This is a genomic window from Streptomyces sp. NPDC055632 (assembly GCF_053618675.1).
Genome location: NZ_JBSHHY010000003.1, coordinates 393,343 through 416,104, shown reverse-complemented (window position 1 = coordinate 416,104; position 22,762 = coordinate 393,343). Strand labels below are relative to the sequence as shown.

Here is a 22,762-nt window from a genome sequence, read left to right as displayed (position 1 = left end):
CGGATCAGAACTCGTCGGCGCCGTTGCGCAGTTCGTGCGTCCAGTAGCCCGTCTTCGCGGCGGCCTCGTCGACCGCGAGGCCGCCGGCCGGGGCCTTGACGACGACGCTGCCCTCGGCCGGGCCCTCGGGGGCGAAGAGGTTCACGGTGAACTCCTTCACCACCTTGTTGTCCTCGTGGACGCCGCCGAGGGAGATCCGCACGTTGGCGTACGCGGACTCGCCGTTCTTCACCACGACCGGAGCGGCCGGCCTGCTCTTCGCGACGGCCGGGACGTCCTTGGCCGTCTGGATCGGGCCGAAGGCGAGCAGCGGGTGCTTCAGCAGGGTGCAGGCGCGGCCGGAGACGTTGGTGGCGGTGAGGACGATGTGCTCGGTCGGCACCTCGTCCGCCTTCTCCGCCGTCACCTTGACGTCGCCGTAGGCGCAGGCCGGGGCCTTGGCGGCGGTCTTGCCGCCGGTGGTGGAGCCGGTGGACGCGGCGGAGGCGGTCGTGCCCTTGCCGCCGCCCGTGGAACCGCCGGCGGTGGCGCCGCCGGACGTGGAACCACCGGACGTGGCGGTCGAGCCGCCCGCGGAGCCCGAGCCGCTTTCGGCGGGGGTCGTGGCGTCGCCCGTACCGGCGGCGGCCTGCGGGGCGGGGCTCGCGCTCCCGGCGTCCTTGGCTCCGGTGTCGGAGCCGCCGCAGGCGGTCAGGCCCAGCGACAGGGCGGCGATGGCGGCGGCGGCCAGGACGGTGTTCTTGCGGTGGTGGCGCACGGTGGTTCTCCCCCGGGAAGCGGTCGGTCGGCGCGCGTGCGGTACCCGCGCGCCGGTGCACCCTTTCGGTGCGTACGCACCGGTTCGTCGATCGGTGCTGTATCCAGCTTTCCGTCCCGTACTGCCGTCCCGCTTACGTGCCGCTAACGATCGGCTGACAGGCGCGAAAGGCGGGCGGCGGCGCGCGCCGATCCCTCGGGGAAGCCGGCCTTCTCGGAGGCCACGATCGCGCGTTCCAGCTGGTCGGTGGCCTCTTCGAGGCGTCCGATCCCGGCCAGCGCCTCGCCCCGGACGATCTGGAGCTGGGCCCGCACGACCACCGCGTCGGGGGCGACGAGTTCCTCCGCGCGCAGGGTGTGCGCGAGCGCCGCCTCGTACTCCTGCGCCTTCAGGCAGTGGCCCGCCAGGTGCTGGAGGGTGAGGACCTGGGTGGAGGGGTGGTGGGTGCGGTCGGCGAGCGAGACCGCGTGCAGCATGAGCAGACCGGCCCGCTCGTGCTCCCCGGTGGCGTCCAGGACGGCGGCGTGGTTGACGTGGGCGATGGCCTCGCTGACCGCGTCGCCCGCGCGGGCGGCCAGGCCGGGCGCCTTCTCCAGGTGGACGAGCGCCTCGGCGTTCCGGCCCTCCGCGTGCAGGATCCAGCCGAGCAGCGCCCTGGTCCGGGACTGCGCGTCGACGTCGCCGACCCGCTCGGCGGAGGCGAGCCCGGCCTCCAGGAGCGGGGTCCAGCCGTCCCCGATCCGCATGAGCATCAGCGGCCACTGGACCAGGGCGAGCCGCCAGGCCCGGTCGTGCAGGCCGAGGGCGGCCGCGGCGGTGACCGCGCCCTCCAGGGCGGCGCGCTCGGCCACGTACCAGTCGAGGGCCGCCGTGCGGTCCTCGAACTCCCGCGTGGCGGCGGGGCGGCGGGTGTCGGCGGGCAGCGCGTAGCAGGGCTGGGAGCCCGGCTCGGCGGCGGCGTCGGCCGCGAGCCCGGTGTAGAGGTAGTGGTCGAGGAGGCGGGGCAGCCCCTCGGGGTCGGCCCGCGGGGCGAGGTGGCGGGCGTAGAGGCGGACGAGGTCGTGCGGGGTCCAGCGGCCGGGGACGGCCTCGGTGAGCAGGTGCGCGGCGGCGAGCCGGTCCAGGTCGGCGGAGGCCTGCGCGGGCGAGGTCCCGGCGAGCGCGCCCGCCGCGAACCGGTCCAGGTCGGCGCCGGTGTGCAGGCCGAGCGCGCGGAACAGGCGGGCGGCGGAGTCGGGGAGCTGCTGCACGGTGAGGCGCAGCGCGGCGGAGACGCCCCGGTCCTCGACGTCGAGGAGGGTCAGCCTGCTCTGCTCGTCGGCGAGTTCGCCGACCATCGCGCCGAGGGTCCAGGCGGGCCGCTCGGCGAGCCGGGCCGCCGTCACCCGCAGCGCGAGCGGCAGCCCGTCGCAGAGTCCGGCGAGCCGCGCGGCGGCGGCGGGCTCGGCCGCGATCCGGTCCTCGCCGAGGACGGTGGCGAGCAGGGCGGCGGCGTCGGCCTCCGGCAGGTGGCCGAGCGGCACCGGCCGGGCGGCGTCGGAGGCGATCAGGCCGCCGAGCCGGTCGCGGCTGGTGACGAGGGTCGCGCAGTGGTCGCCGCCGGGCAGCAGCGGTCTGACCTGCCCGGAGGAGCGGGCGTTGTCGAGGACGACGAGCAGCTGGCGCTCGGCGGTGAGGGAGCGGAAGAGGGCGCCCCGCGCCTCGACGCCCTCCGGCATCCGCCGGTCCGGGACGCCGAGCGCGAGCAGGAACTCGCGCAGGACGGCGGCGGTCTCGGGCGCGGGGGTCTCGCTGAAGCCCTTCAGGTCGGCGAAGAGCCGCCCGTCGGGGAAGCCGGCGCGCCGCTCGTACGCCCAGTGGACGGCGAAGGCGGTCTTGCCGACGCCCGCCGGCCCGGTGACGAGGCAGACGGGCCCGTCCCCGCCCCGTACCGCCCGGTCGAGCGCGGCCAGCTCGGCGCCGCGTCCGGTGAAGCCGCGCGGCGGCCGGGGCAGGCCCTCGGGGGCCGGGACCTCGGCGGGCGGGACGACGGGGCGGGCCACGGGGGCGGGCTCCGCGGTGCGCAGCAGCGTCGCGTACGCCTCGCTCAGGGTCTCGCCGGGGTCGACGCCCAGCTCCTCGGCGAGCAGCCGCCGGGTCCGGTGGTACCAGTCGATCGCGTCCGACTGGCGCCCGGAGCGGCCGAGGGCCAGCATCAGGGCGGCCGCGAGGGACTCGCGCAGGGGGTGGGCGACGGCCTCGGTCCGCAGGACGGCGGCGGCCCTGGCGTGCTCGCCGAGCTGCCCGTACGCCTGCGCCAGCGCCTCCACGGAGGCGAGCCGCAGCTCTTCGAGACCGGTGGCGGCGGCCTCCAGGGGCCGGCTGTGGACGGTGCCGGTGAGCGCGGGGCCCTGCCAGTACGACAGCGCCTCCCGCAGCATCCGGACCGCGTCGGCGGGCTGCCGCTGCACCCCGGCGAGCCCCACCAGCTCCTCGAACCGGTGCACGTCCACCAGCGACTCCGGCATCCGCAGCACGTACGCCGAACCCTGGGTGGCGAGCTCGACCCCGTACGCCTCGGCCCCGTGCTCGGCGAGGAGGGCCCGCAGCCGCGAGACGTGCCCCTGGAGGACGGTCTTGGCGTGGACCGGCGGCTCCTCCTCCCAGAGGGCGTCGGTCAACTGCCCGACGTTCACCGCGCTGTTGGGGCGCAGCAGGAGCATGGCGAGAAGGCTGGACCGCTTGGCGGGTCCCAGGGCCACGTCACCGTCCTCCGTCACCATCGCAACGGAGCCGAGCAGCCGGAACTCCACCTTCACACCTCCGCGATCACACACCCCCGTCTTCCCCGGCAGTCGAGGATACGTGGGGGAAGAGGGTCGTCCGCGACGCGGAGTTGCCCCGTACCGCCCGCGTCGGCCGAATCCGGACGTGGTGTTTCCCACAGGGAGGCGCACGGCGGTCCGGCCGGTGATCACGGGGGTGGACGTGGGCGGGGCACGGACCCCGGATCCGGAGGGCCGCGCCTCGGACGTACCCGTTCTCGCCGGAGGGCCGCGCCTCGGACGTCGGACGTATCCGTTCTCGACGGAGGACCGCGCCTCAGACGTACCCGTTCTCGCCGGACGGCCGCGCCTCAGACGTACCCGTTCTCGACGGCGCGCTGGCCCAGCTGGAAGCGGCTCCGGGCGTCCAGCTTCTCCATGAGTTCCGAGATCAGGCGCCGCTCGCTGCGCAGGGAGATGCCCAGGCGGCGGGCCGCGGCCTCGTCCGTGTAGCCGTGGGCCAGGAGGCGCAGCAGTTCGCGGGGCTGCGAGCCGGGGTCCTCCAGGCTGCGCCGGGGGGCCTCGCCGAACGGGACGGCCGACGCCCACACCGCCTCGAACAGCGCGAGGAACGCCGCCACCGCGCCCGGCTGGCGCAGCAGCACCGCGCCCGCCGCGCTGTCGGCCGGGTCGATCGGCACCATGGCCACTTCCCGGTCCATGATCCACAGGCGCATGGGGAGCGCCGGCACGGTGCGGACCTCCGCGCCGCGTTCGGTGAGCCACCGGGCGTGCTCCAGGGTGCCCGGGGCGTTGCGGATGGAGTCCAGGTACACCGAGCGCATCCGCACCCCGCGCGCCAGCGGCTCCGCGCCGGTCGCCTTGCTCGCCGCGAGGACCTCCGGGGTCTGGGCGCCGCCGGGCACGAAGGCCAGGGACTCCTCGCGCATGGCGGGCACCAGGTCGGCCATCCGGGCCCGCACCGCACCGACGCCCCGGAGGTGCTCGACCTCCGGCTCCTCGTCGCCGCCGTGCCGCGCGGCGTACTGGGCGAGCAGCATCTCGGCGGCGGCCTGGCTGCGGGCCAGCGTGCGGTTGCGCTCGGCTATCTCGGCCTGCTGGAAGGCGAGCAGCGTGTCCAGGGCGGCCTTGGGGTTCACGACGTACAGCCGGCCGTGGTCCGGTCCGTCCGAGGTGAGCAGTTCCAGCCGCGTCAGCTCCCGGAGCGCCCCGTCCAGCGCGTGCGCCGGACCGCCGAGCTCCGCCGCGGCCTCCGCCGCGCCGCAGCCCGGCCGGGCGAGGACGAACCGGTAGAGCCGGTCGGCTCCTTCCGTGAGACCGAACGGAGTCAGCACGCGGACAGCTCCCCCACACGTCACAGCGCTGCGGAGGGCGGTACGGCCGACGGTCGCCCGCCCCAGGACGTACCGCAGTCTCGGACACGGGTCGCGGCGGCGCAACGCACGTCCGGCGGACGGACGCCGGGCGGGGCCCGTCGCCGCGTCAGACCAGCCCGTTGACGAGGACCATGTGCAGCGCGACGCCGCCGCCGATCGACAGCAGGGCGTTGTCCGTCCTCGCGTACGTGACCGCCGCGACGGCGAGCGGGACCAGCGTCGGGAGTCCGAAGGGGCGGACGGTCACGTCGAGGTCCTTGAGGGTGTACGCCACGAGCAGCACCATCACGCCGGTCGGCGTCTTCTCGCCGAGGTGGCGCAGGTAGCCGTCGGCGGCGGGCTTCCGCAGGACGAGGAACGGGGCGGCCCGGAGGGCCAGGGTCACCAGGGCGATCACGCCGACGACGGCGAACGCGTGCGCGTCGGAGAGGGTGCTCACTCCGCCGCCTCCTCGTCCTTCGGGTCCTTCCGGTCCTTCTTGTACGTGGCGCTGATGACGACTACGTAGAGCAGCAGGCTCACGATCAGGAACGACTCCCCGATCACGTACCGGTCCACGACGTACCCGACCGCCCCGGCGCCCAGGGCGAGCAGGACGAGGTTCGTGCTCCTGCCGGCGCGCACCGCGTTGACCGCGAGGGTCAGGAACATGGCGGTGAGCGCGAACTCGAAGCCCTTGACGCTCTCCGGGATCACCTGGCCGAGCAGGGCGCCGAGCAGCGCGCCGAGGAACCACCAGGCGTGGCTGACCGCTTGGAGGACGGTGATCTGCCGGCCGGTCAGGTGCGCGCCGGGGCCGGCGGAGGTGATGCCGTAGGTCTCGTCGGTCAGGGCGAAGACGCCGTACGCCTTCCGGGCCCGTCCGCGCAGCCGGTCGAGCGGGAAGGACAGGCCGTAGAAGACGTGCCGGAAGTTCACGATCAGTGAGGTGAACGCGACCTGGTAGAGCGGCAGTCCGGCCACCATGAAGCCGACGGCGAGGAATTCGACGGATCCCGCGTAGATCAGCAGGGTGGAGAGCGGGGCCCAGTACCAGTTGACGCCGCTCGCGGTCAGCAGCACGCCGAACGCCACGCCCAGCGGGACGTACGCCATGGCCACGGGGACGGTGAGCCGGACCGCCTCTCCGACGCCTCCCCCGGACCGCGGGCGGTCCGTCCGTTCCGTCGGGGGCGGCGATGCGCGCATGCTCTCTCCTGCGGGTTCGTGGTCACGGGGCCGGAGGGAGGAGGGGTGTCTCCTCCCCCGGCCGGCGTCGGAACCCAGCTTCACGCGGCCCGGAGCGCCTGTCACCGCTCGCCGGGTGTCACGAAGGTGCATGGCACGGGTGTGCCGGGAGGCCCCCTGCCTCCCTGCCTCCCTGCCCCCTGCCTCCCTGCCTCCCTGCCCCCTGCCTCTCTGCCTCCCTGCCCCTTGCCTCTCTGCCTCCCTGCCCCCCTGCCTCCCTGACGGCCGACGGCTGGCGACCGTCGACCGTCGGCGGTCACTCCCCCAGGAGCCTGGCGGTGCGGGCGTCGAGCTCCTCCCGGACCGTGCGGGCGTGTTCGGCCCGCGCCTTGTAGCGGGCGTGGCCCAGCCGGGCCTTGTCCTCCTCGGCGCGCACCTCGGCCGCGTAGCGCCGGACCTCGTGGTCGATGGAGGCGACCTGGCGCTGCACGTCCTGGTCCTCCAGGTGGATGCGCTGGTTGGCCTCGCGCCGTTCGCCGAGCCTGCGGTCGTACTCGGACGGGCCGCTCATCAGCTTGGCGAGGACCGGCATGGCGTCGACCAGGAGCAGTACGGCGTGCAGCAGGAACATCACGAAGAGCGCGAACCCGTCGGACCAGGCCACCGTGGACAGCGCGTCGGCGCGCAGGAGCAGTCCGTCGTGCTGCTGGGACGCCTGCCGCTCGGCGACCTTCGCGTCGATCGCCTTCTTGACGTCCGCGCGGTAGTCGGTACCGGTGGCGACCAGCTGCTCGGACAGGACGTTGCCCTTGGCGACGAGCTCGGCCCGCTTCGCCTCGTACTCGGTGATCTTGCCCGCCCGCCGGTACGCGGTGGTGTCGGCGCGGGCGCGCTCGCAGGTCTCGGTGGTGTCCCGGCCGTTGCCGCGCCGGATCCACCGCTCCTCGGCGCACTCGTAACGCTCCGTGGTCAGCTTCTTGTCGAGGGCGTCGTTGTACGTCTTGATCTGCCCGTCGAGGCGGGCGACGGCAGCGGTGTTGTCGGCGATGTCCGCCCTGATCGAGGCCGGCGCGCCCTTCACCGTGAGGTGGAATCCGCCGCACTCCGCGCGGTTCGTCGTGTCCTTGCCGTCCGGGGGGTTGCAGGCGGTGAGGCCTCCCCTGAAGTCGGCGAGGTCCCGCTCCCTGCCGACCGCCATCTCCTGGCGTATCTCCCGGTCGAAGACCTGGAACAGCAGCGGTTCGGCGATGGTGAGCCCGAGCACCACGGAGAGGAACAGGCGCGGCACCAGCATGCGGACCGCCCGTCCGCCGGTGTAGCCGTGAGTGCTGGAGACCAGCCAGCTGTCCAGGGCGAGCACGATCCACGCCCAGACGACGCCGACAAGGATCGCCACCACGGTCGGCGTGCCCTCCCGGACCGTGCCGATCGCCATGGCCATGGAGGCCCCGCCGAGCAGCGCGGTGTTGAGGACGATGGCGCCGTACCAGGTGTAGCGGGCGCGCTCGGCGCTCTCGCGGTCGAGGATCTCCTCGCGTATGCCGATCAGCCGGCGCAGGAACACGGCGGGGCTGCGGCCGGCGGACCGGCCGCCCCGGGGACGGCGGGCGGGGCCGGTCTCGGCCGCCCACGCGTCGTAGTCCTCCTCGGGCGGGCGTACGGGGGTGTCAGCGGCCACGCTCCTCCCTCCCCGCTTCACCGAGGTCGTCGTCGGCCGTCAGGAGGTGGCGGGCGGAGCCGTCGGCGTCGTCGGGACCGGCACCCCGGCCCCGGTCGTACTCCCGCTCCCCGTCGTACCCCCGGCCCCGGTCGCGCTCCCCGTCGGCCGCGGCACGGCCGTCGCGGTCGTAGCCGTCGCGGTACCGCTCCTCGTACCGACCGCCCTCGTACCGCTCGCCCTCGTACCGCTCCTCGTCGTACGGGTCGTCACGGCGTCCGTCGCGCGGGGCGGCGTCCTCCCGGCCGGATCCCCCCTTCCTCCCCCGCTTCTCCTCCTTCTCCCGTTCCTTCCACTCCTCCTTCTCGTACGGCTCGCCGTCGCCCTCCCCCAGCTGCGGCGGCGCGGCGGCCGCGGCCACCTGCCCGGCGTCGGTGCGCGGCTCCTCGTCGATGAGGCCCTGGCCGGAGCTGAGGCGCTCGACGAAGGCGCGGGCGTCGATCGGCGCGTTGTCGAGGAGGCCGCGGTTGATCATCTGCCGGCCCAGCTCCTGGTTGATGCCGGCGCGCCGCTCGGCCTGGTGACGCCGCTCGGCGCGCTCGGCCAGCACGTCCTCGCGCCGCTCGGCGCGCTGCCGCCGCTTGTCCTCGCGGTCCTCGGCCCGGCGCTCGCGCTGCTCCTCCCGGGCGGCGTCGAGCTCGGCGCGCCGGTCCTGGCGGTCGACCTCCCGGTGCCGGTCGTCCCGGTCCAGGCTGTAGCGGAGGTCCTCCTGTTCGGCGCGGCGGCGCCGGTCGGCGTACTCCCAGTGGCGCTCCTCGTCCTCGCGCCGCCGGTCGCGCCGTGCACGGTCGGCCTCGCGCTGCCGGTCGGCCAGCTCCGAGTAGGAGATCTCCCCCCTGCTCCGGGCGAGGACGTCGGCGTTGTCCGCGTCGGTGCCGAAGTCGTCGAGGTCCTTGATCGCCTCGATGCGGGAGAACTCGTTCTCCCTGCGCTTGAGGTTGTGGCTGTAGTGTTGGTCCTCGGCGTCGGTCCGCTGGGCGTACGTCCGCTTCAGGTCCTCGATCTCCTGGCGGTACCGCACCTCCATGGCCTCGCGCTCGTGCTCCATCAGCTCCCGCTCGCGGCGCACCGCCTCCTTCACGCGGTCCTGCTCGGCCTCGCGCCGCTCCTCGTCGGCGAGGCGCTGCTGGGCGGCGAACTCCTCCGGGGTGAGGACCGTCAGGTACGGGTCGCCGACGGAGAGCCCGGCGATCCTCGGCGGTTCCATCTCCAGGTAGGCGGTCAGCCGGGCGGTGAGCCGCCGGGACACCTCCTTGCCGCGTCCGAGCGGCCACTCCTGGGTGACGTCGGTGAGTCCGGGCAGCGCCCGGAGGTAGCCGAGGAGCCGGGACTCCACGTCGGTGACGCCCTCGCGGACGACGGCCACGGGATCGGTGACCGTGCAGTGGAAGGCGACCTGGACGGTGAAGCCGTCGGTCTCGGCGGACGGCACCTCGGTGCCGACGGTGACGGGCACGGCGGTGCGGCAGTCGACGACCGTGACCGAGCCGGCGTTCAGGACCGCCTCGTCGGCGGGCCCGCGGACGCCGTGGTCCGTGAGGTACTGGTCGCCGGTGCGGTAGACGAGCACCTGGTGGGCGGCGACGCGGGGCAGCTCGTCGTGGGAACGGGCGGGCCGGTTCCAGAAGTGGCGTCCGGTGCGGGGCGCGGGGGCGAGCACGCGTTCCTCGACCAGCGGATAGGTCCTGTGGATCGTGGTCATCGTGGGTGGCTGTCCTTCACACTGTTCAGGGCGCCGAGCAGGACCGCGACGTGGTCGGGTTGCGTGGCGCGGGCGTGACGGGAAACCGCGAGTTGACCCAGCTCACTTGCTAACAAGGGAAGTTCAACCGGCGGGAGCGCGGCGGCGAGGGCACGACCGAATCGTGTGGCCACCGCGGTGGGGTCGGAGGCCACGGCGGGCAGGGCGCCGACCATGGCGAACAGGACGGAGAGGGCGCTCCGGCGCAGCGGCCGGTAGCGGAGGGCGGCCGCCCACAGTTCGGCGACGACCTCGGTCTCCTCGGGCCGGTCGGCGACGTAGCGGGCGACGGCGGGGCGGCCCGAGAGCCGCTCGGTGGCGCCGAAGACGTACAGGACGGTTTCGAGGGCGAGCAGGCCCGTCGCCGAGTAGGCGGCGGACCGGGTGCGCTGCTCCTTCCTGATCCGGTGCGCCAGGGCGTCGAGCACGATGCCGGCGTCCTCCTGGCAGTCGACGAGCGTCAGGAAGAGCTGCGCCCACGCCCGCAGTCCGGACGCGCGCTCCTCGTGCTTGTCGAGCACGCCGCTGCGGAGCACCGCCCAGAGCCACTTCACCGCGTCGGTGGGGAAGGTGGCGCCGAGCTGGCCGCCGAAGGCCACGAGCGCGGTGCCCCGCAGGGTGGGATGGGTGGACTGCGCCCAGGTGCGGGCCAGGGTGAGCGCCGCGGCCGCCTGCGTCTCCTCCAGGCACATGTACCACAGCACGTACGCCGCGATGGTCTGCCCGGTCAGGCCGCTCCTCCCGCGCGCCCACGGGTCGAGGTAGCTCTGCACGACCTCGTCGAAGGCGGTGTGGCCGAGCAGCGTGAGCCCGGAGGCGATGGAGTGCTGGAGGACCGGGTCGGGGTCGGCGCCGACGACCACGTCCAGCCACTGTCGGACCGCGTCCCAGTACTCGATGGGGTGGTCGCGCCACAGCGCCTGGAGCACCCAGCGGCGCAGCTCGACGTCGGCGAAGACCAGGACCTCCCGGGTGGTCGCCCCGTAGACCTGCATCTCGGTGGTGATCAGGGGGTTGCGGGCGAGCGAGCGGCGCCGGTCCGCCGGCCGGGCGCGCCTCACCGGCCGGCGGTCCTGCCCGTCGGGGGCGGCGGACTGCTCGGCGGTGTCGGGGGCGGCGGGGCCGGAGGACGCCGGCCCGTCCTCCGGCGTGAAGTACACCGGTTCGAGGAGCCGTTCCAGGGTGTCCTGGAGCGACTCGAAGGCGCGCCGTCCGACACCGGGGGCGAAGGCGAGGGTGGTGACTTCGGCGATCTCCCGCAGGCTCCGCCCCTCGTCGGCGCCGAACCACTCGTGGACCGCCTGCGGCGCGGCGCCGCTGTGCTCCTTCCACACCTGGTCGGGGTCGGCGCCCGTCGCGATCCGCTGTGCCGCCTCGGCGACGACCGCGATCGGGCAGCGGGGCGGGATGCCGGCGACGGCCCGCTCCACGCTCTCCCGGGAGGCACGGGCCTGGACCAGCCGGGCCCGTACCACCTTGTCGAGGGCCGGGGGCCGCCACGGCAGGTGGCGCACCGCCTCCGGGGCGCGCCCGGACACGGCGTGCACGGTGGTGATCACCAGGTGGGCGCGGTGGCGGCGCAGTTGGTCGCGGACCCGGCGCCAGGAGAAGTCCGCGGACGGCTCGGCGGCGTCTCCCGTGGTGCCGGCGGTCCCGGTGCGGTCGAGGACGACGTACCCGACGCCCGCCTCGAAGGTGCGCTCCGCGAGCTGGTCGAGGCCGATGTCGGGCGAGAGCACCACGTAGTCGGCGGAGGGCCCGACCGTCTCGCGGAGCAGGGCGACCGCGCCGGAGCGCTTGCCCGTGCCGCGGGGCCCGGTCAGCACGACGACGCCGGTACGGGACAGCTCGCGGGCCGCGCCGTCGAAGCAGTCGGGGCGGATGTACGAGCGCAGCAGCGCGTCGACCTCGTCGCCGTCGAGGAGACCGGTGGCCCGGGCCCGCCCGGACCGCTCGGTGGCGGTGGCGATGCCGAAGTGGGCGCGCCCGTGGTACTGGGGGCCGTAGAAGTTGTTGTAGACGCGGTAGTCGCCGTCGGAGGGGGACGGAGGCGCGGAGGCCTCGGGGTCCGGGCGGAGGTCCTCGGCCTCGCCCGCCGACTGCCGGACCCCGTCGGCCATGTCCGCTCCTCCCTCCCCGCTTCCGTGCCCCTCCGCCGGCCGGTCCGTGGACCTCATGCGCGCACCCCCGTCTCCTCGCCCACACGGATCACTTGGAGATGCCGAAGACGACGTTCCCGTTGATGACGGTTCCGTACAAATGGGTGGAGACGGAATCGCCTCCGCTCCTGACGGGCTCGGCCTGCGGGGCGGGCGCGGGCGCGGTCTGCGGGGCGGGCGCGGGCGCGGTCTGCGGGGCGGGCTCGGGCGTCGGCGCGGAGGGTTCGGCCGCATGCGCCGCGGGCGCGGCCGTCTGTGCCGCGGGCTCGCCGGAGCCCGGAACGGGCCCGTGACCGACGCCGGCGCCGGCACCGACACCGGCCCCGACGCCGGCACTGGCCCCGGCGCCGATACCGCCCCCGCCCCCGGCCCCGGAACCGCCACCCGGCTCCGGATCCCCCAGGTCCAGCGCGTGGACGTCGTACCCCGGCACCCACAGCCAGGCCCGGCCCCGGTACTCCTTCTTCTCGACGACGACCTCGCGGAACTCCTCCGGCCGGAAGTTGGTGTACCCCTGGGCGACGAGTTCCGTGAAGACCGGCGCGGTCAGCGCGACGGCGAGCGCGGCGCCGGGGGCCGCGGCGAGGGCCCGGCGCAGCGGGTCGCTCTCCAGGATGCGGGAGATCTCGACGGGCCCCGGGCCCGCGAACCCGCTGGGGGCTTCGGAGGCCGGACCGAAGTGCACGGCGGCGCGCAGCGCGAGCCGCGCGCCGGGCACCCGGTCGCGGTTGTGGGCGCGCAGCCCGGCGTCCAGCCGGCGCATGAACGGCTCGACGAGCGCCTGTTCGTCGGAACCGGTCGGCAGCACGGCGAACTCGGAGTCCCCGGCGGCCTGCCGCACCCAGGAGGCGCGGTCGAGCCCCGCCGCCTCGGCCGCCTCGGAGAGGAGCCGGGGCAGCGCCGTCTGGATCTCGCGCTGTCGCGCGGTGTCCGCGCTGCCGTATCCTCGCGCGTCGACGGCCAGCAGGAGCCGCCTGTCGAACACGCCCATCGCACCTACGGACATCCCGTCCTCCTCGTCCGTCACATCGGGAGGGACAGCATGCCGTACCACCAACTCACTTGCGAAAAAGAAGAGTTGCGCGGTGCGAGATGACACGGCATGCCGCTCCCGGACCACTGCCCACCCCCGTGGAGCACCGGTCGCCCTGCCAGTCGTACACCCGGGCCGGGCACCGCACCCCGTGGAAGTACGGGATCTCGCCGAGTGGCCCGATCCCGTAGAAGTGCCTGGTCCGTCCGGCGCGGCGGCGGCTCAATGGAAGTCCGTTCGAGCCGCCTGGAGGCCCCGTGACATCCGCCCCGACCGCCGAGACCGCACCGGCATCCGCACCCTCCGAGACCGCACCGGCATCCGCGCCCCCCGGGACGGCGACGACACCCGCCCTCTCGGAGACCGCGCCGGCGCCCGCCCCCGCCGAGGGCGCGCCCGCGCGCGCCCCGCGCACGATGCTGCCCGTCCTGCAGGCGGCGCACCAGCACGCCGACACCAAGGCCGGCATCCTTTCCGCCGCGCAGGCGGCCCTGGTGGGAACGGCGGGCGCGTGGAGCGAGGCGGCGCTCGACGGCTGGCGGCGCGGCGGCCCGCTCGGCTGGACGGCGGGGGTGCTGCTCGTCCTCTTCGCCTGCGGCCTCTTCGGCGGCGCGGTCTCGCTCGCCCTGGCGCTCCGGCCGCGCGTCTGGCGGCCCACCGGCCCCAACGGCTACAGCTTCGTCTCGCTCGCCGCGGCCTCGGACCCGCCGCAGCCCGCCGCGCCCGCACCCGCGCCCACTCCGTCCGACGAGGACGAGCGGCAGCTGCGCGCGATGGTCCACTTCCTTTCCGAGGTGGCCCTGCGGAAGTACCGCTGCGTGACGGCGGCCGTGGTGTGCACCGCGGTGATGGGAACCGCCGCGGGGCTCTGCCTGCTGCTACGGCCGCTCCTCGGCTGACCCCCGGGGCCGGCGCGGGGCGGGCGGCACCACGGGCTCGGCGAGTTCGGCGACCCGGGCGAGCCGGGCGAGGTCGTGCACGGTGGTCGTGCGGTATCCGGTACCGAGCAGCCCCTCGTCCCGCAGCTCGCGCAGCCCCTTGTGGACGGTGGTCTCGGCGGCGCCGGTGAGGGCGGCGAGTTCGGGCTGGGTGAGCTGGAAGCCGATCACGTGGCCGCCGCCCGACCGGGGACGGCCGTACGCGACGGCCAGTTCCACCAGCAGCCGGGCGAGGCGCACCTTGACCGTGTAGCCCCGGAAATCGAGCCGCCGCCGATTGGCCCAGCGCAGCCGGTCGGCCACGATCCGGGTCAGCGCCATGGCCACCTCGGGCCGCCGCATCATGAGCCCGCGCAGGGCGTCGGGCCCGATCACCCTCGCCCGCAGCGGCCCGCAGGCCACCACCCCGGCCGACCGCGGCGCCCCGTCGAGCGCCGCCATCTCCCCCACGCTGTCACCGCCGACCCGGACGGCGAGCAGCGACTCCTGCCCGTTCTCCACGGTCGCGGTGACCTTGGCGAACCCGCTGAGGATCACGTACAGATGCCGGTCCGTGGCGCCCTCGGTAAGAAGCACACCACCGGATCCGAACGTCAACTCCGACCCCAGACCGAGCAGTTCGGCCCGCGCGGGAGCGGGCAGCACCCCGAGCAGACTCCGGTCCGGCCATCCCCACTCCCCGCCCGGCTCCACACCCACGCCTCCGCTCTCCACCCGCCCAGGCTAGATCCTCACCCCACGAATGCACCCGCCCGTACGGAACCGCGGCCACTCACGACACGGACCGCGGAGAGGCCGGCGAACAGCCGGCGGCCGCCCACGGGTGTCCTGCGGACCGTCCGGCGGTGCCGGGGCGGAGAAATCCCTGGCACCCCGGCGAGGTTCGCAAGGAGACTGCACGGGTGAGCGATTCCCACCCCTGCCCGTGCTGCGGGCACCGCGTACTGGACGCGATGCCCGGCTCGTACGAGATCTGCCCCGTCTGCTTCTGGGAGGACGACGGGGTCCAGTTCCGCTGGCCGGCCAGGGCCGGAGGGGCGAACAAGGTCTCCCTGATCGAGGCCCAGCGCAACTACCAGGACTTCGGCGCCTGCGACGAACGAGGCCTTCGGCACGTCCGCCCGCCGGCCGAGGACGAACCGCTCGACCCCGCCTGGCGCCCCGTCGACCTGACGCGCGACTCCTTCGAGGACTGGACGGCCGAGGACCGCGCCCCGTGGCCCGACGACAGCTCGGTGCTCTGCTGGTGGCTGCCCACCTTCTGGCGCCGGGCCCACTCATGACCACCCACATCGAGAGACTGATCCAGCAACTCGACGACTCGACCGGCCCGTCGTACGACGCCCGCGCAGTACTGATCGGCATCGGCTCCGACGCCATCCCCACCCTCAGCGACGGACCACCTTCTCTCGGCGCCCGCCCCCCTGTCGCCCCTCCGCTCACCGCGCGCCTACGACCCACCGCTGCGGACAACGCCCCCGGCCGGCCTTCAGCCCACTTCACCGAGATCATCAACGACCTGGCCGACCACGCCCAGGTGATCCTCTACTCCCAGTTCTGGCGAGTGGACGCCTGCGACACATACGGCGCCTCCGGCCCTGCCCTGAACTGGGAACTCGACTGGACCGCGCCCTGGGAGCACCTGGTCGAGGAGTCCCGCACCTGGTCCCTGCTGGAAGCCTCCGAAGCCCCCACCGGCGACGACGTCTTCGTCGCCCCACCTGGATCGACCGTACCGACCTGTACCCGGAGAGGTGACCGATGCCGTTCCAGCGCCCCGAGGAGATCGGATACGGCCATGTGGTCAAGGACTATGTGACGAGGATGTACGGGGGCATCCCGCGCTACCTCGTACTGGGCGGCGGGCGCTTCCTGAGTCCCCGGTGGTGGCACACCACCCGCTTCACCCGACACCTGCTGAATGACGCCGCCGCGATCACCGACGAGGAACTGGAAGCCCTCCTCGGCTACGAGTGGCGCTCACGCCTCACCGCCGCCTGGCTGATCGGCATCGACCGCCGCGAACGGTTCCGCGAACGCATCGGCGACCTGCTCCTGGCCAGCGAGGTCTGCTACTCCGGCGGCGCCTACTGCTTCGCCCTGGCCCGCTTCGGTACCCACGCGGACGCCGAGATCCTCACCGCCTACCTCGACCACTACCTCCCCCGCACCGACCTGCGCTACGACCAGCCCGCAGCCCTCGGCGCCCTCCTCCGCCTCGACGCCCACCTCGGCACCCGTCACGCCGACCGCTTCATCCGACCCGGCGGCCTCTGGGACCAATGGGTCGACGCCCTGCCCCACCTCCACGACCGCCCCAGCTACACCCCCGCCGAGCAGCACCGCTGGACGGACCTCCGGTGCGACTTCGCCAACGGCTGGACCAGGCTCTAGCAACAGCCACGTGACTGCGGCTCCATGGAGTCCGCACGCCAGGTGCCGGCCCTTCACTCCGACTTCCCCCGGAGGAACCGATGCCCTCGCCGCCACGAACAGCGAGGACATCGGAATGCGTTACGGACCCTGCGCCAGGGCTACTGCCACAGGTCCGCCCCATCGCGTCCGCTCGGATCCATGGTCGAGAGGTCTTCGTGCAGACCCGAGAGGGCCCGCCCGGTCGGAGCGCCGTCTTCGGCCGACTCCATGACGAGCCAGCCGACATCGACGCCCGATACCTTCGCATCACTTCCGGAGTCGAGCTCATCGAGCGTTGCGAACACCGCCTCGTAGGCGACCGCTCGCGCCAGCCGAACGAGATCTTCCTCGTCCGCCCCGGCAGCGAGGAGCCGCTGGGCGGCCGGAAGCCGATCGAAGGCATCCGGATCGGCCCAACCGCCGATCGGACCGCGCCACAGACTTCGCAGCAGCACGAACCGCGCGAGGTGCGGAAGACCCTCACGGATCTCCGACTTGGCCCAGTCACCGGCATCGGCCGCGCCGAGCGCTTCGAACCGGGCGCGCAGCGACTCGGCCGTCGCCCTTCCACGCGCGTCCAGACCGCTCGACCAAGCCTGCCACTCGTCCGAGGATTCACTCACCGCGACAGCATGCCCACGGGAACCTCGACCGGGGACCCACCAGCGCCATCAGCGGCTTTCACATACCCCGGGACCCGGGACGTGACTCGAACTTGACACCGAGAGGCCGCAACACGGTGAAGCAGTCAGCACGCCGAGCCCCCCGCGCGGAACGAAAAGGCCGTCCGACCCGCTCCATCGCAGGTCGGACGGCCTTTCGCCGGACGTGTCAGACGTTGAAGCGGAACTCCACCACGTCCCCGTCCTGCATCACGTACTCCTTGCCCTCCATGCGCGCCTTGCCCGCCGCGCGGGCGTCGGCGACCGAGCCCGTTTCGACGAGGTCGGTGAAGGAGATGACCTCGGCCTTGATGAAGCCCTTCTGGAAGTCCGTGTGGATGACGCCGGCCGCCTCGGGGGCCGTGGCGCCCTTCTTGATCGTCCAGGCGCGGGACTCCTTGGGGCCGGCCGTCAGGTAGGTCTGGAGGCCGAGGGTGTCGAAGCCGACGCGGGCGAGGGTGGCGAGGCCGGGCTCCTCGGCGCCGACGGACTGGAGGAGCTCCATGGCGTCCTCCTCGTCGAGCTCGGCGAGGTCCTGCTCCAGCTTGGCGTTCAGGAAGATCGCCTCCGCCGGGGCCACCAGGGCGCTCTGCTCGGCCTTGAAGGCGTCGTCCGTCAGCTCGTCCTCGTCCACGTTGAAGACGTAGAGGAACGGCTTCGTGGTGAGCAGGTGCAGGTCGTGGAGGAGCTCCGCCTTCTCCGAGCCCTGGACGATGCCCTGCGAGAAGAGGGTGTCGCCCTTCTCCAGGATCGCCTGCGCCGCCTCGACCGCGGCGACCTTCGGCGCCACGTCCTTCTTGATCCGGGACTCCTTCTGGAGGCGCGGCAGGACCTTCTCGATCGTCTGGAGGTCCGCGAGGATCAGCTCCGTGTTGATCGTCTCGATGTCGTCCTTCGGCGAGACCTTGCCGTCGACGTGCACGACGTTCTCGTCCTTGAAGGCGCGGATGACCTGGCAGATCGCGTCCGACTCGCGGATGTTCGCCAGGAACTTGTTGCCCAGGCCCTCGCCCTCGCTCGCGCCGCGCACGATGCCCGCGATGTCGACGAAGTCGACCGTCGCCGGGAGGACGCGCTGCGAGCTGAAGATCTCCGCGAGCTTGGTCAGGCGGGCGTCGGGGACGCCGACGACGCCGACGTTGGGCTCGATCGTGGCGAACGGGTAGTTGGCCGCCAGCACGTCGTTCTTGGTCAGGGCGTTGAACAGGGTCGACTTGCCGACATTCGGCAGACCGACGATTCCGATCGTGAGCGACACGGTGGCGACTTCCTGAAGTGTGGATGGTGGGCCGATCCCCCAGTTTACGGGCGGGCCGAACCGGCCAGTGACGCCGACCTTCGGTCGATCTCGGGGGCAAGGTCACCCAAAGGGCGTGTCCCGGACCCGGTTCCCGCCCCCTCCCGACCTACGTTGGTCGGGTGGAGCAGCACAGGACAAGCCAGCCCCAGGGGCGCCGACGGCCGAAATCGGCCGGTTCGCCGGCCGCCGCCCCGCCGCCCGCCGCACCCGCCGCGCCCTCCGGCCCGCTCGTGGAGGGCGCCGCCGTGTACCGCGTGACCGGCAGGACCGGGCGGACACCCGGCGGCGCCCGCGTCGAGCGGGCCGCGGCGCCGGGCGCTCCCGGACGTGCTCCCGGCCGCGCCCCGGGGCCCGCCCCCGGCCGGCGGCCCGGCGGCCGGCCCGTGCCCCCCGTCGTCCTCGCCCTGCGGCGGCTGCCCGCGCCCCGCCTCACCGGGCTCGGCGCCGGGCTCTTCGCCTCCGCCGTCATGCTGGTGACCGGCTTCCTCGACCTGCTGCTCCTCGACGGTTCCCCCGTCGCCTACGGGCTGCTGTTCCTGCCGGTCAGCGCCCTGACCGCGCTCTGGGTCCGCACCGCCGACCTGGTCACCGCCCCCATCGCCGTCCCCATCGCCTTCGCCGTCGGCGTCCTCCCCATCGCGGGCGGCACCGGCGGCCTCGGCGGCCAGGCCATGGCCGTCGTGACCGCCCTCGCCGTGCACGCCGGGTGGCTGTACGGCGGCACCCTGGTCGCCGGCCTCATCGCCAGCGTCCGGAAGGTGCGGGACATGGGGCGGCGGCAGCAGCGGACCCGGACCGCCACCGGGACCTCCGGGACCGTCGGAGCCATCGGGGCCGCGGACCCCGTCGCGAAGGCAGCCAAAGCGGCCAAGGCCGCCAAGGCCACGAAGGCCGCCAAGGCCACGAAGGCCGCCAAGGCCCGGTGAACCACCGGGCCCGGAGCCCCTCCCTACTTCCCGCCCGCCGCCATCGCCGCCCCCACGATCCCCGCGTTGTTCTGGAGCTCCGCCGGGACGATCTCCGCCCGGATCCCCTCAATCAGCGGCAGGAACCTGTCCGCCTTGCGGCTGACGCCGCCGCCGATGATGAAGAGCTCCGGCGAGAACAGCATCTCCACGTGCGCGAGGTACTTCTGCACCCGCTTGGTCGCCCAGTGCTCCCAGCTGAGGTCCTCGTCCTCCTTGGCCTTCGTCGAGGCCCGCTTCTCCGCGTCGTGGCCCTTGAGCTCCAGGTGCCCCAGCTCCGTGTTCGGGACGAGCCGGCCGTCGACGAAGAGGGCCGAGCCGATGCCCGTGCCCAGGGTCAGCATGATCACCGTGCCCTTGCGGCCCCGGCCCGCGCCGAAGGTCATCTCCGCGATCCCGGCCGCGTCCGCGTCGTTCAGGACGGTCACGGGGAGGCCCCCGATGCGTTCGCCGATGAGCGCGCCCGCGTCGACGTCGATCCAGGACTTGTCGACGTTCGCGGCCGTACGGATCGTGGAGCCCGTCACCACGCCGGGGAAGGTCAACCCCACCGGTCCCGTCCAGCCGAAGTGCGCCACGACCTCCGCGACGCAGCCCGCCACACCGTCGGGTGTGGCGGGCTGCGGGGTCAGTACCTTGTGGCGCTCCTCGGTGAGCGCGCCTCGCTCCAGGTCCACGGGAGCGCCCTTGATGCCCGAGCCGCCGATGTCCACTCCGAAGACGTTCATGGACCCACCGTAAGGGACCGTAAGACCGCAAGGGGGTGGGGCGCCTCGTCACCGGACGGGTCACCGCTCGGCCGCTCGGCTCACCAAACAGGTCACCGCTCGGCCGCCCGGCTCACCAAACAGGTCACCGCTCGGCCGCTCGACTCACCGGTCGGCGTACCGCCGCTTCTCCGCCCGGCCCGCTACTCGGCCGCGCCGAGCCTCTCGGCCACGGCCCTCAGGTCCTTGTTGCGGAGCTCCTTGGGGAGCGAGAAGGTCAGGGACTCGTCGGCCGTCTTGACGATCTCGACGTCCGCGTAGCCCCGCTCGGCCAGCCACTCCAGGACCTCCTGCACCAGGACGTCCGGGACGGAGGCGCCGGAGGAGAGGCCGACGCTGGTCACGCCCTCCAGCCAGGCCTCGTCGATCTCGCTCGCGAAGTCGACGAGGTACGCGGCGGGCACGCCGGCCTGCTTGGCGACCTCGACCATGCGGATCGAGTTGGAGGAGTTCTTCGAGCCGACGACGATCACCAGGTCGGCCTGGCCGGCCAGCTCCTTGATCGCGGTCTGGCGGTTCTGCGTGGCGTAGCAGATGTCGTCCGACGGCGGGGAGATGAGCTGCGGGAACTTCTCCTTCAGCGCGTCGACCGTCTCCATCGTCTCGTCGACCGACAGCGTGGTCTGGGAGAGCCAGACGACCCGGGAGGGGTCGCGGACCTCGATCTTGGCGACGTCCTCGGGGCCGTCGACCAGCTGGATGTGGTCCGGGGCCTCGCCGGAGGTGCCGATGACCTCCTCGTGGCCCTCGTGGCCGATGAGGAGGATGTCGAAGTCCTCCTTGGCGAAGCGCACGGCCTCCTTGTGGACCTTGGTGACCAGCGGGCAGGTGGCGTCGATGGTCGCGAGCCGGCCCTGCCGGGCCTCCTCGTGGACGGTCGGGGCGACGCCGTGCGCGGAGAACATCACGATGTTGCCCGGCGGCACCTCGGTCGCCTGGTCGACGAAGATCGCGCCCTTCCGCTCCAGGGTCTGGACGACGTACTTGTTGTGGACGATCTCGTGCCGGACGTAGATCGGGGCCCCGTACTGCTCCAGGGCCTTCTCCACCGCGATCACGGCACGGTCCACGCCCGCGCAGTAGCCGCGGGGAGCGGCGAGCAGGACACGCTTCGGGCGGTTCGTCGCGGAGGCGGAATCGGGCGTCGGCGCGGGCGTTGCAGTCATGCGTCCCATCGTAAGGCCGCGCCCCCGCGCGCCCGCGTCGGCGTGTCCCACCGGGGAACGCCGCCCCCGCGTGCGCCCGCGTCGCCGTGTCCCACCAGGGGACGCCGCGCCCGTGCGCCCGCGTCGCCGTGTCCCACCGGGGAACGCCGCGTCGGCGGGCGCGCGGACGGGCCCGCGGCACCACCGCCGCGTCGCTCAGCGATTCGGTCGCCCTCGTGGCCGAAACTGACCTCATGGCCGAGGAATCGCAGGTGGCGGCGGGCGGGAACGGCGACGGTGGCGGCGGTACGGACCACACGGGGCTCCGACGGAACCTCGGGTTCCGCGACCTGGTCGTCTACGGGCTGCTCTTCATCGCGCCCATGGCGCCGGTCGGCGTCTTCGGGACGCTCGACGCCAAGTCCCACGGGGCGGTCGCCCTGGTGTACGTGGTGGCGACGGTCGCCATGGCGTTCACGGCGTTCAGCTACGCCCAGATGGTGCGGGTCGCCCCGCAGGCCGGTTCCGTCTTCACGTACGCGCGCAAGGGCCTCGGGGAGGGGCCGGGCTTCGTCGCCGGATGGATGGCGATGCTCGACTACCTCCTGATCCCGGCCGTCGCCTACCTCTTCGCGGGCATCGCCATGGAGGCGCTCGTCCCGGCGGTCGACCGGTGGGTGTGGACCGGGATCGCCGTGGTCCTCACCACCCTGCTCAACCTGTGGGGCGTCCGGGCGGCGGCCCGCGTCGGCTTCGCGGTGCTCGCCATGGAGATCGTCGTCCTCCTCGTCTTCGTCGCCTCGGCCGTGGTGGTGCTCGTACGGGACGGGGCGCGACGCGACTGGTGGTCGCCGCTGACCGGCGACGCGTCGTTCTCGCTCGCCGCGGTGATCGGCGCGGTCTCGGTCGCCGTCCTCTCCTACCTGGGCTTCGACGCGATCGCCTCCTTCGCGGAGGAGGTCACCGGCGGCTCGGCGAAGGTGGCGCGGGCGCTGCTGTTCTGCCTGGCGCTCGCGGGCGTGCTCTTCGTGGCGCAGACCTGGCTGGTGGCGCTGCTCGAACCCGTCTCCTCGGCCGAGCTCGCCGCCGACCCCGGCAGGCAGGGCTCCGCCTTCTACGACGCCGTGGACACCTCGGTCGGCGACTGGCTGCACGACCTGGTGGCCGCCTCCAAGGCGATCGGCGCGGCCTTCGCTGCGCTCGCGGGGCAGGCGGCCGGCGGGCGGCTGCTCTTCGCGATGGGCCGCGACCGGCGGCTGCCGCACCTGCTGGCCCGTACGGACGGGGGCGTGCCGCGCGTGGCGCTGCTCGTGTCCGCCACGGTGACGATGGTCGCGGCGGTGTGGGCGGCGCGGCGGGACGACGGCCTCGACCACCTGGTGTCGGTCGTCGACGTCGGCGCGCTCACCGCCTTCGTACTGCTGCACGCGAGCGTGGTGGGCTGGTTCGCCGTACGCAGGGCGGAGGGGCCGCCGAACGTGCTGAAGCACGTGGTGGCGCCGGTCGTCGGCGCCGCGATCCTGGTCGCGGTGATCGTCGAGGCCTCGGTGGCCGCGCAGGTGGTGGGCGTGGTGTGGCTCGGCATCGGCCTGGTGGTGCTGGCGGTCCAGGGGACCCGGCGGGCGCCGGTGAGGTGACGGCGCCGGAAGGGCCTCCCCGCCGTCCCGCCCTCGCCGCCCCGACTTCGCCGCTCTGACATCGCCGTCCCGACACTGCCGTCCCGACCTCGCCGTCCCGACGCCGCCGCTCCGACACCGCCATCCCGACCTCGCCGTCCCGACGCCGCCGCCCCGACACCACTGCCCCAACACCGCCGCCCCGACACCGCCGTCCTGACGTTGTCGTACCGCGCCGT

At 73.8% G+C, this 22,762-nt stretch carries 20 protein-coding genes; 6 read left to right on the top strand and 14 right to left on the bottom strand.

Features of this window, described 5'->3' with window-relative positions:
* Positions 1-4: 4 nt before the first annotated feature.
* The 9 genes from ACWGSR_RS07175 to ACWGSR_RS07135 form a co-directional block, all read right to left on the bottom strand.
* Positions 5-757, bottom strand: a complete 753-nt coding sequence (locus tag ACWGSR_RS07175; protein WP_376240682.1) for a DUF4232 domain-containing protein — start codon at positions 755-757, stop codon at positions 5-7.
* A gap of 143 nt (positions 758-900) precedes the next feature.
* Positions 901-3,549 (bottom strand): BTAD domain-containing putative transcriptional regulator, encoded by a 2,649-nt coding sequence (locus ACWGSR_RS07170; RefSeq protein WP_453564158.1) that lies wholly within the window; start codon positions 3,547-3,549, stop codon positions 901-903.
* 323 nt (positions 3,550-3,872) lie between these two features.
* Entirely contained in the window at positions 3,873-4,856 is a 984-nt protein-coding gene (locus ACWGSR_RS07165; RefSeq protein WP_376240684.1) for a DUF6879 family protein, read from the bottom strand.
* A 148-nt stretch (positions 4,857-5,004) separates the two neighbouring features.
* On the bottom strand, positions 5,005-5,337 hold the full coding sequence (locus ACWGSR_RS07160; protein WP_376240686.1) for a branched-chain amino acid transporter permease: 333 nt from the start codon (positions 5,335-5,337) through the stop codon (positions 5,005-5,007).
* Complete coding sequence (locus ACWGSR_RS07155; RefSeq protein WP_376240688.1) at positions 5,334-6,086, bottom strand: AzlC family ABC transporter permease; 753 nt, start codon at positions 6,084-6,086, stop codon at positions 5,334-5,336. Before ACWGSR_RS07155 ends, ACWGSR_RS07160 begins: the two co-directional genes overlap by 4 nt.
* Positions 6,087-6,381: 295 nt before the next feature.
* Positions 6,382-7,743 carry a DUF4407 domain-containing protein gene (locus tag ACWGSR_RS07150; RefSeq protein ID WP_453564155.1) on the bottom strand — a complete coding sequence of 454 codons (1,362 nt, stop codon included), beginning with the start codon at positions 7,741-7,743 and terminating at the stop codon, positions 6,382-6,384.
* Positions 7,733-9,484, bottom strand: coding sequence for a hypothetical protein (locus ACWGSR_RS07145; protein WP_453564152.1), 1,752 nt, complete (start codon positions 9,482-9,484; stop codon positions 7,733-7,735). Before ACWGSR_RS07145 ends, ACWGSR_RS07150 begins: the two co-directional genes overlap by 11 nt.
* A complete protein-coding gene (locus ACWGSR_RS07140; protein WP_453564149.1) occupies positions 9,481-11,643 on the bottom strand; it encodes a hypothetical protein in 2,163 nt (720 codons plus the stop codon). The genes ACWGSR_RS07145 and ACWGSR_RS07140 overlap by 4 nt, the downstream gene beginning before the upstream one ends.
* An 88-nt stretch (positions 11,644-11,731) precedes the next feature.
* Positions 11,732-12,688 (bottom strand): hypothetical protein, encoded by a 957-nt coding sequence (locus ACWGSR_RS07135; RefSeq protein WP_453564147.1) that lies wholly within the window; start codon positions 12,686-12,688, stop codon positions 11,732-11,734.
* Between the two features lie 284 nt (positions 12,689-12,972).
* Here ACWGSR_RS07135 and ACWGSR_RS07130 point away from each other — a divergent pair, with 284 nt between their 5' ends.
* Complete coding sequence (locus ACWGSR_RS07130; RefSeq protein ID WP_453564145.1) at positions 12,973-13,614, top strand: Pycsar system effector family protein; 642 nt, start codon at positions 12,973-12,975, stop codon at positions 13,612-13,614.
* Here ACWGSR_RS07130 and ACWGSR_RS07125 read toward each other — a convergent pair.
* Positions 13,594-14,352 (bottom strand): Crp/Fnr family transcriptional regulator, encoded by a 759-nt coding sequence (locus ACWGSR_RS07125; protein WP_453564142.1) that lies wholly within the window; start codon positions 14,350-14,352, stop codon positions 13,594-13,596. The two genes, ACWGSR_RS07130 and ACWGSR_RS07125, sit on opposite strands and share 21 nt — an antisense overlap.
* A gap of 203 nt (positions 14,353-14,555) precedes the next feature.
* Here ACWGSR_RS07125 and ACWGSR_RS07120 point away from each other — a divergent pair, with 203 nt between their 5' ends.
* The 3 genes from ACWGSR_RS07120 to ACWGSR_RS07110 are packed head-to-tail and all read left to right on the top strand — an operon-like array spanning position 14,556 to position 16,047.
* The gene (locus ACWGSR_RS07120; RefSeq protein WP_453564139.1) at positions 14,556-14,936 is read left to right on the top strand and encodes a CPCC family cysteine-rich protein; all 381 of its coding nucleotides are present in this window, start codon (positions 14,556-14,558) and stop codon (positions 14,934-14,936) included.
* Complete coding sequence (locus tag ACWGSR_RS07115) at positions 14,933-15,472, top strand: hypothetical protein (protein WP_453564136.1); 540 nt, start codon at positions 14,933-14,935, stop codon at positions 15,470-15,472. Before ACWGSR_RS07120 ends, ACWGSR_RS07115 begins: the two co-directional genes overlap by 4 nt.
* Positions 15,415-16,047, top strand: a complete 633-nt coding sequence (locus ACWGSR_RS07110; protein WP_453564135.1) for a DUF6000 family protein — start codon at positions 15,415-15,417, stop codon at positions 16,045-16,047. Before ACWGSR_RS07115 ends, ACWGSR_RS07110 begins: the two co-directional genes overlap by 58 nt.
* Before the next feature lie 140 nt (positions 16,048-16,187).
* On the opposite strand, the gene ACWGSR_RS07105 is transcribed toward ACWGSR_RS07110, so the two are convergent.
* Both ACWGSR_RS07105 and ychF read right to left on the bottom strand, forming a co-directional pair.
* Complete coding sequence (locus ACWGSR_RS07105) at positions 16,188-16,691, bottom strand: hypothetical protein (RefSeq protein ID WP_453564132.1); 504 nt, start codon at positions 16,689-16,691, stop codon at positions 16,188-16,190.
* 208 nt (positions 16,692-16,899) lie between these two features.
* Complete coding sequence (gene ychF / locus ACWGSR_RS07100) at positions 16,900-17,988, bottom strand: redox-regulated ATPase YchF (RefSeq protein WP_376240722.1); 1,089 nt, start codon at positions 17,986-17,988, stop codon at positions 16,900-16,902.
* 425 nt (positions 17,989-18,413) lie between these two features.
* Between ychF and ACWGSR_RS07095 the strand changes: the two genes are divergently transcribed.
* Positions 18,414-18,956 carry a DUF6542 domain-containing protein gene (locus tag ACWGSR_RS07095; protein ID WP_453564224.1) on the top strand — a complete coding sequence of 181 codons (543 nt, stop codon included), beginning with the start codon at positions 18,414-18,416 and terminating at the stop codon, positions 18,954-18,956.
* Between the two features lie 23 nt (positions 18,957-18,979).
* Here the strand turns inward: ACWGSR_RS07095 and ppgK are convergent, their stop codons facing one another.
* Both ppgK and ACWGSR_RS07085 read right to left on the bottom strand, forming a co-directional pair.
* Positions 18,980-19,723 (bottom strand): polyphosphate--glucose phosphotransferase, encoded by a 744-nt coding sequence (gene ppgK, locus ACWGSR_RS07090; protein ID WP_376234996.1) that lies wholly within the window; start codon positions 19,721-19,723, stop codon positions 18,980-18,982.
* Positions 19,724-19,905: 182 nt separating this feature from the next.
* The gene (locus ACWGSR_RS07085; RefSeq protein WP_376234994.1) at positions 19,906-20,937 is read right to left on the bottom strand and encodes a 4-hydroxy-3-methylbut-2-enyl diphosphate reductase; all 1,032 of its coding nucleotides are present in this window, start codon (positions 20,935-20,937) and stop codon (positions 19,906-19,908) included.
* A 224-nt stretch (positions 20,938-21,161) separates the two neighbouring features.
* Here ACWGSR_RS07085 and ACWGSR_RS07080 point away from each other — a divergent pair, with 224 nt between their 5' ends.
* Entirely contained in the window at positions 21,162-22,544 is a 1,383-nt protein-coding gene (locus ACWGSR_RS07080) for an APC family permease (RefSeq protein ID WP_453564128.1), read from the top strand.
* The last annotated feature ends 218 nt before the right edge of the window (positions 22,545-22,762 follow it).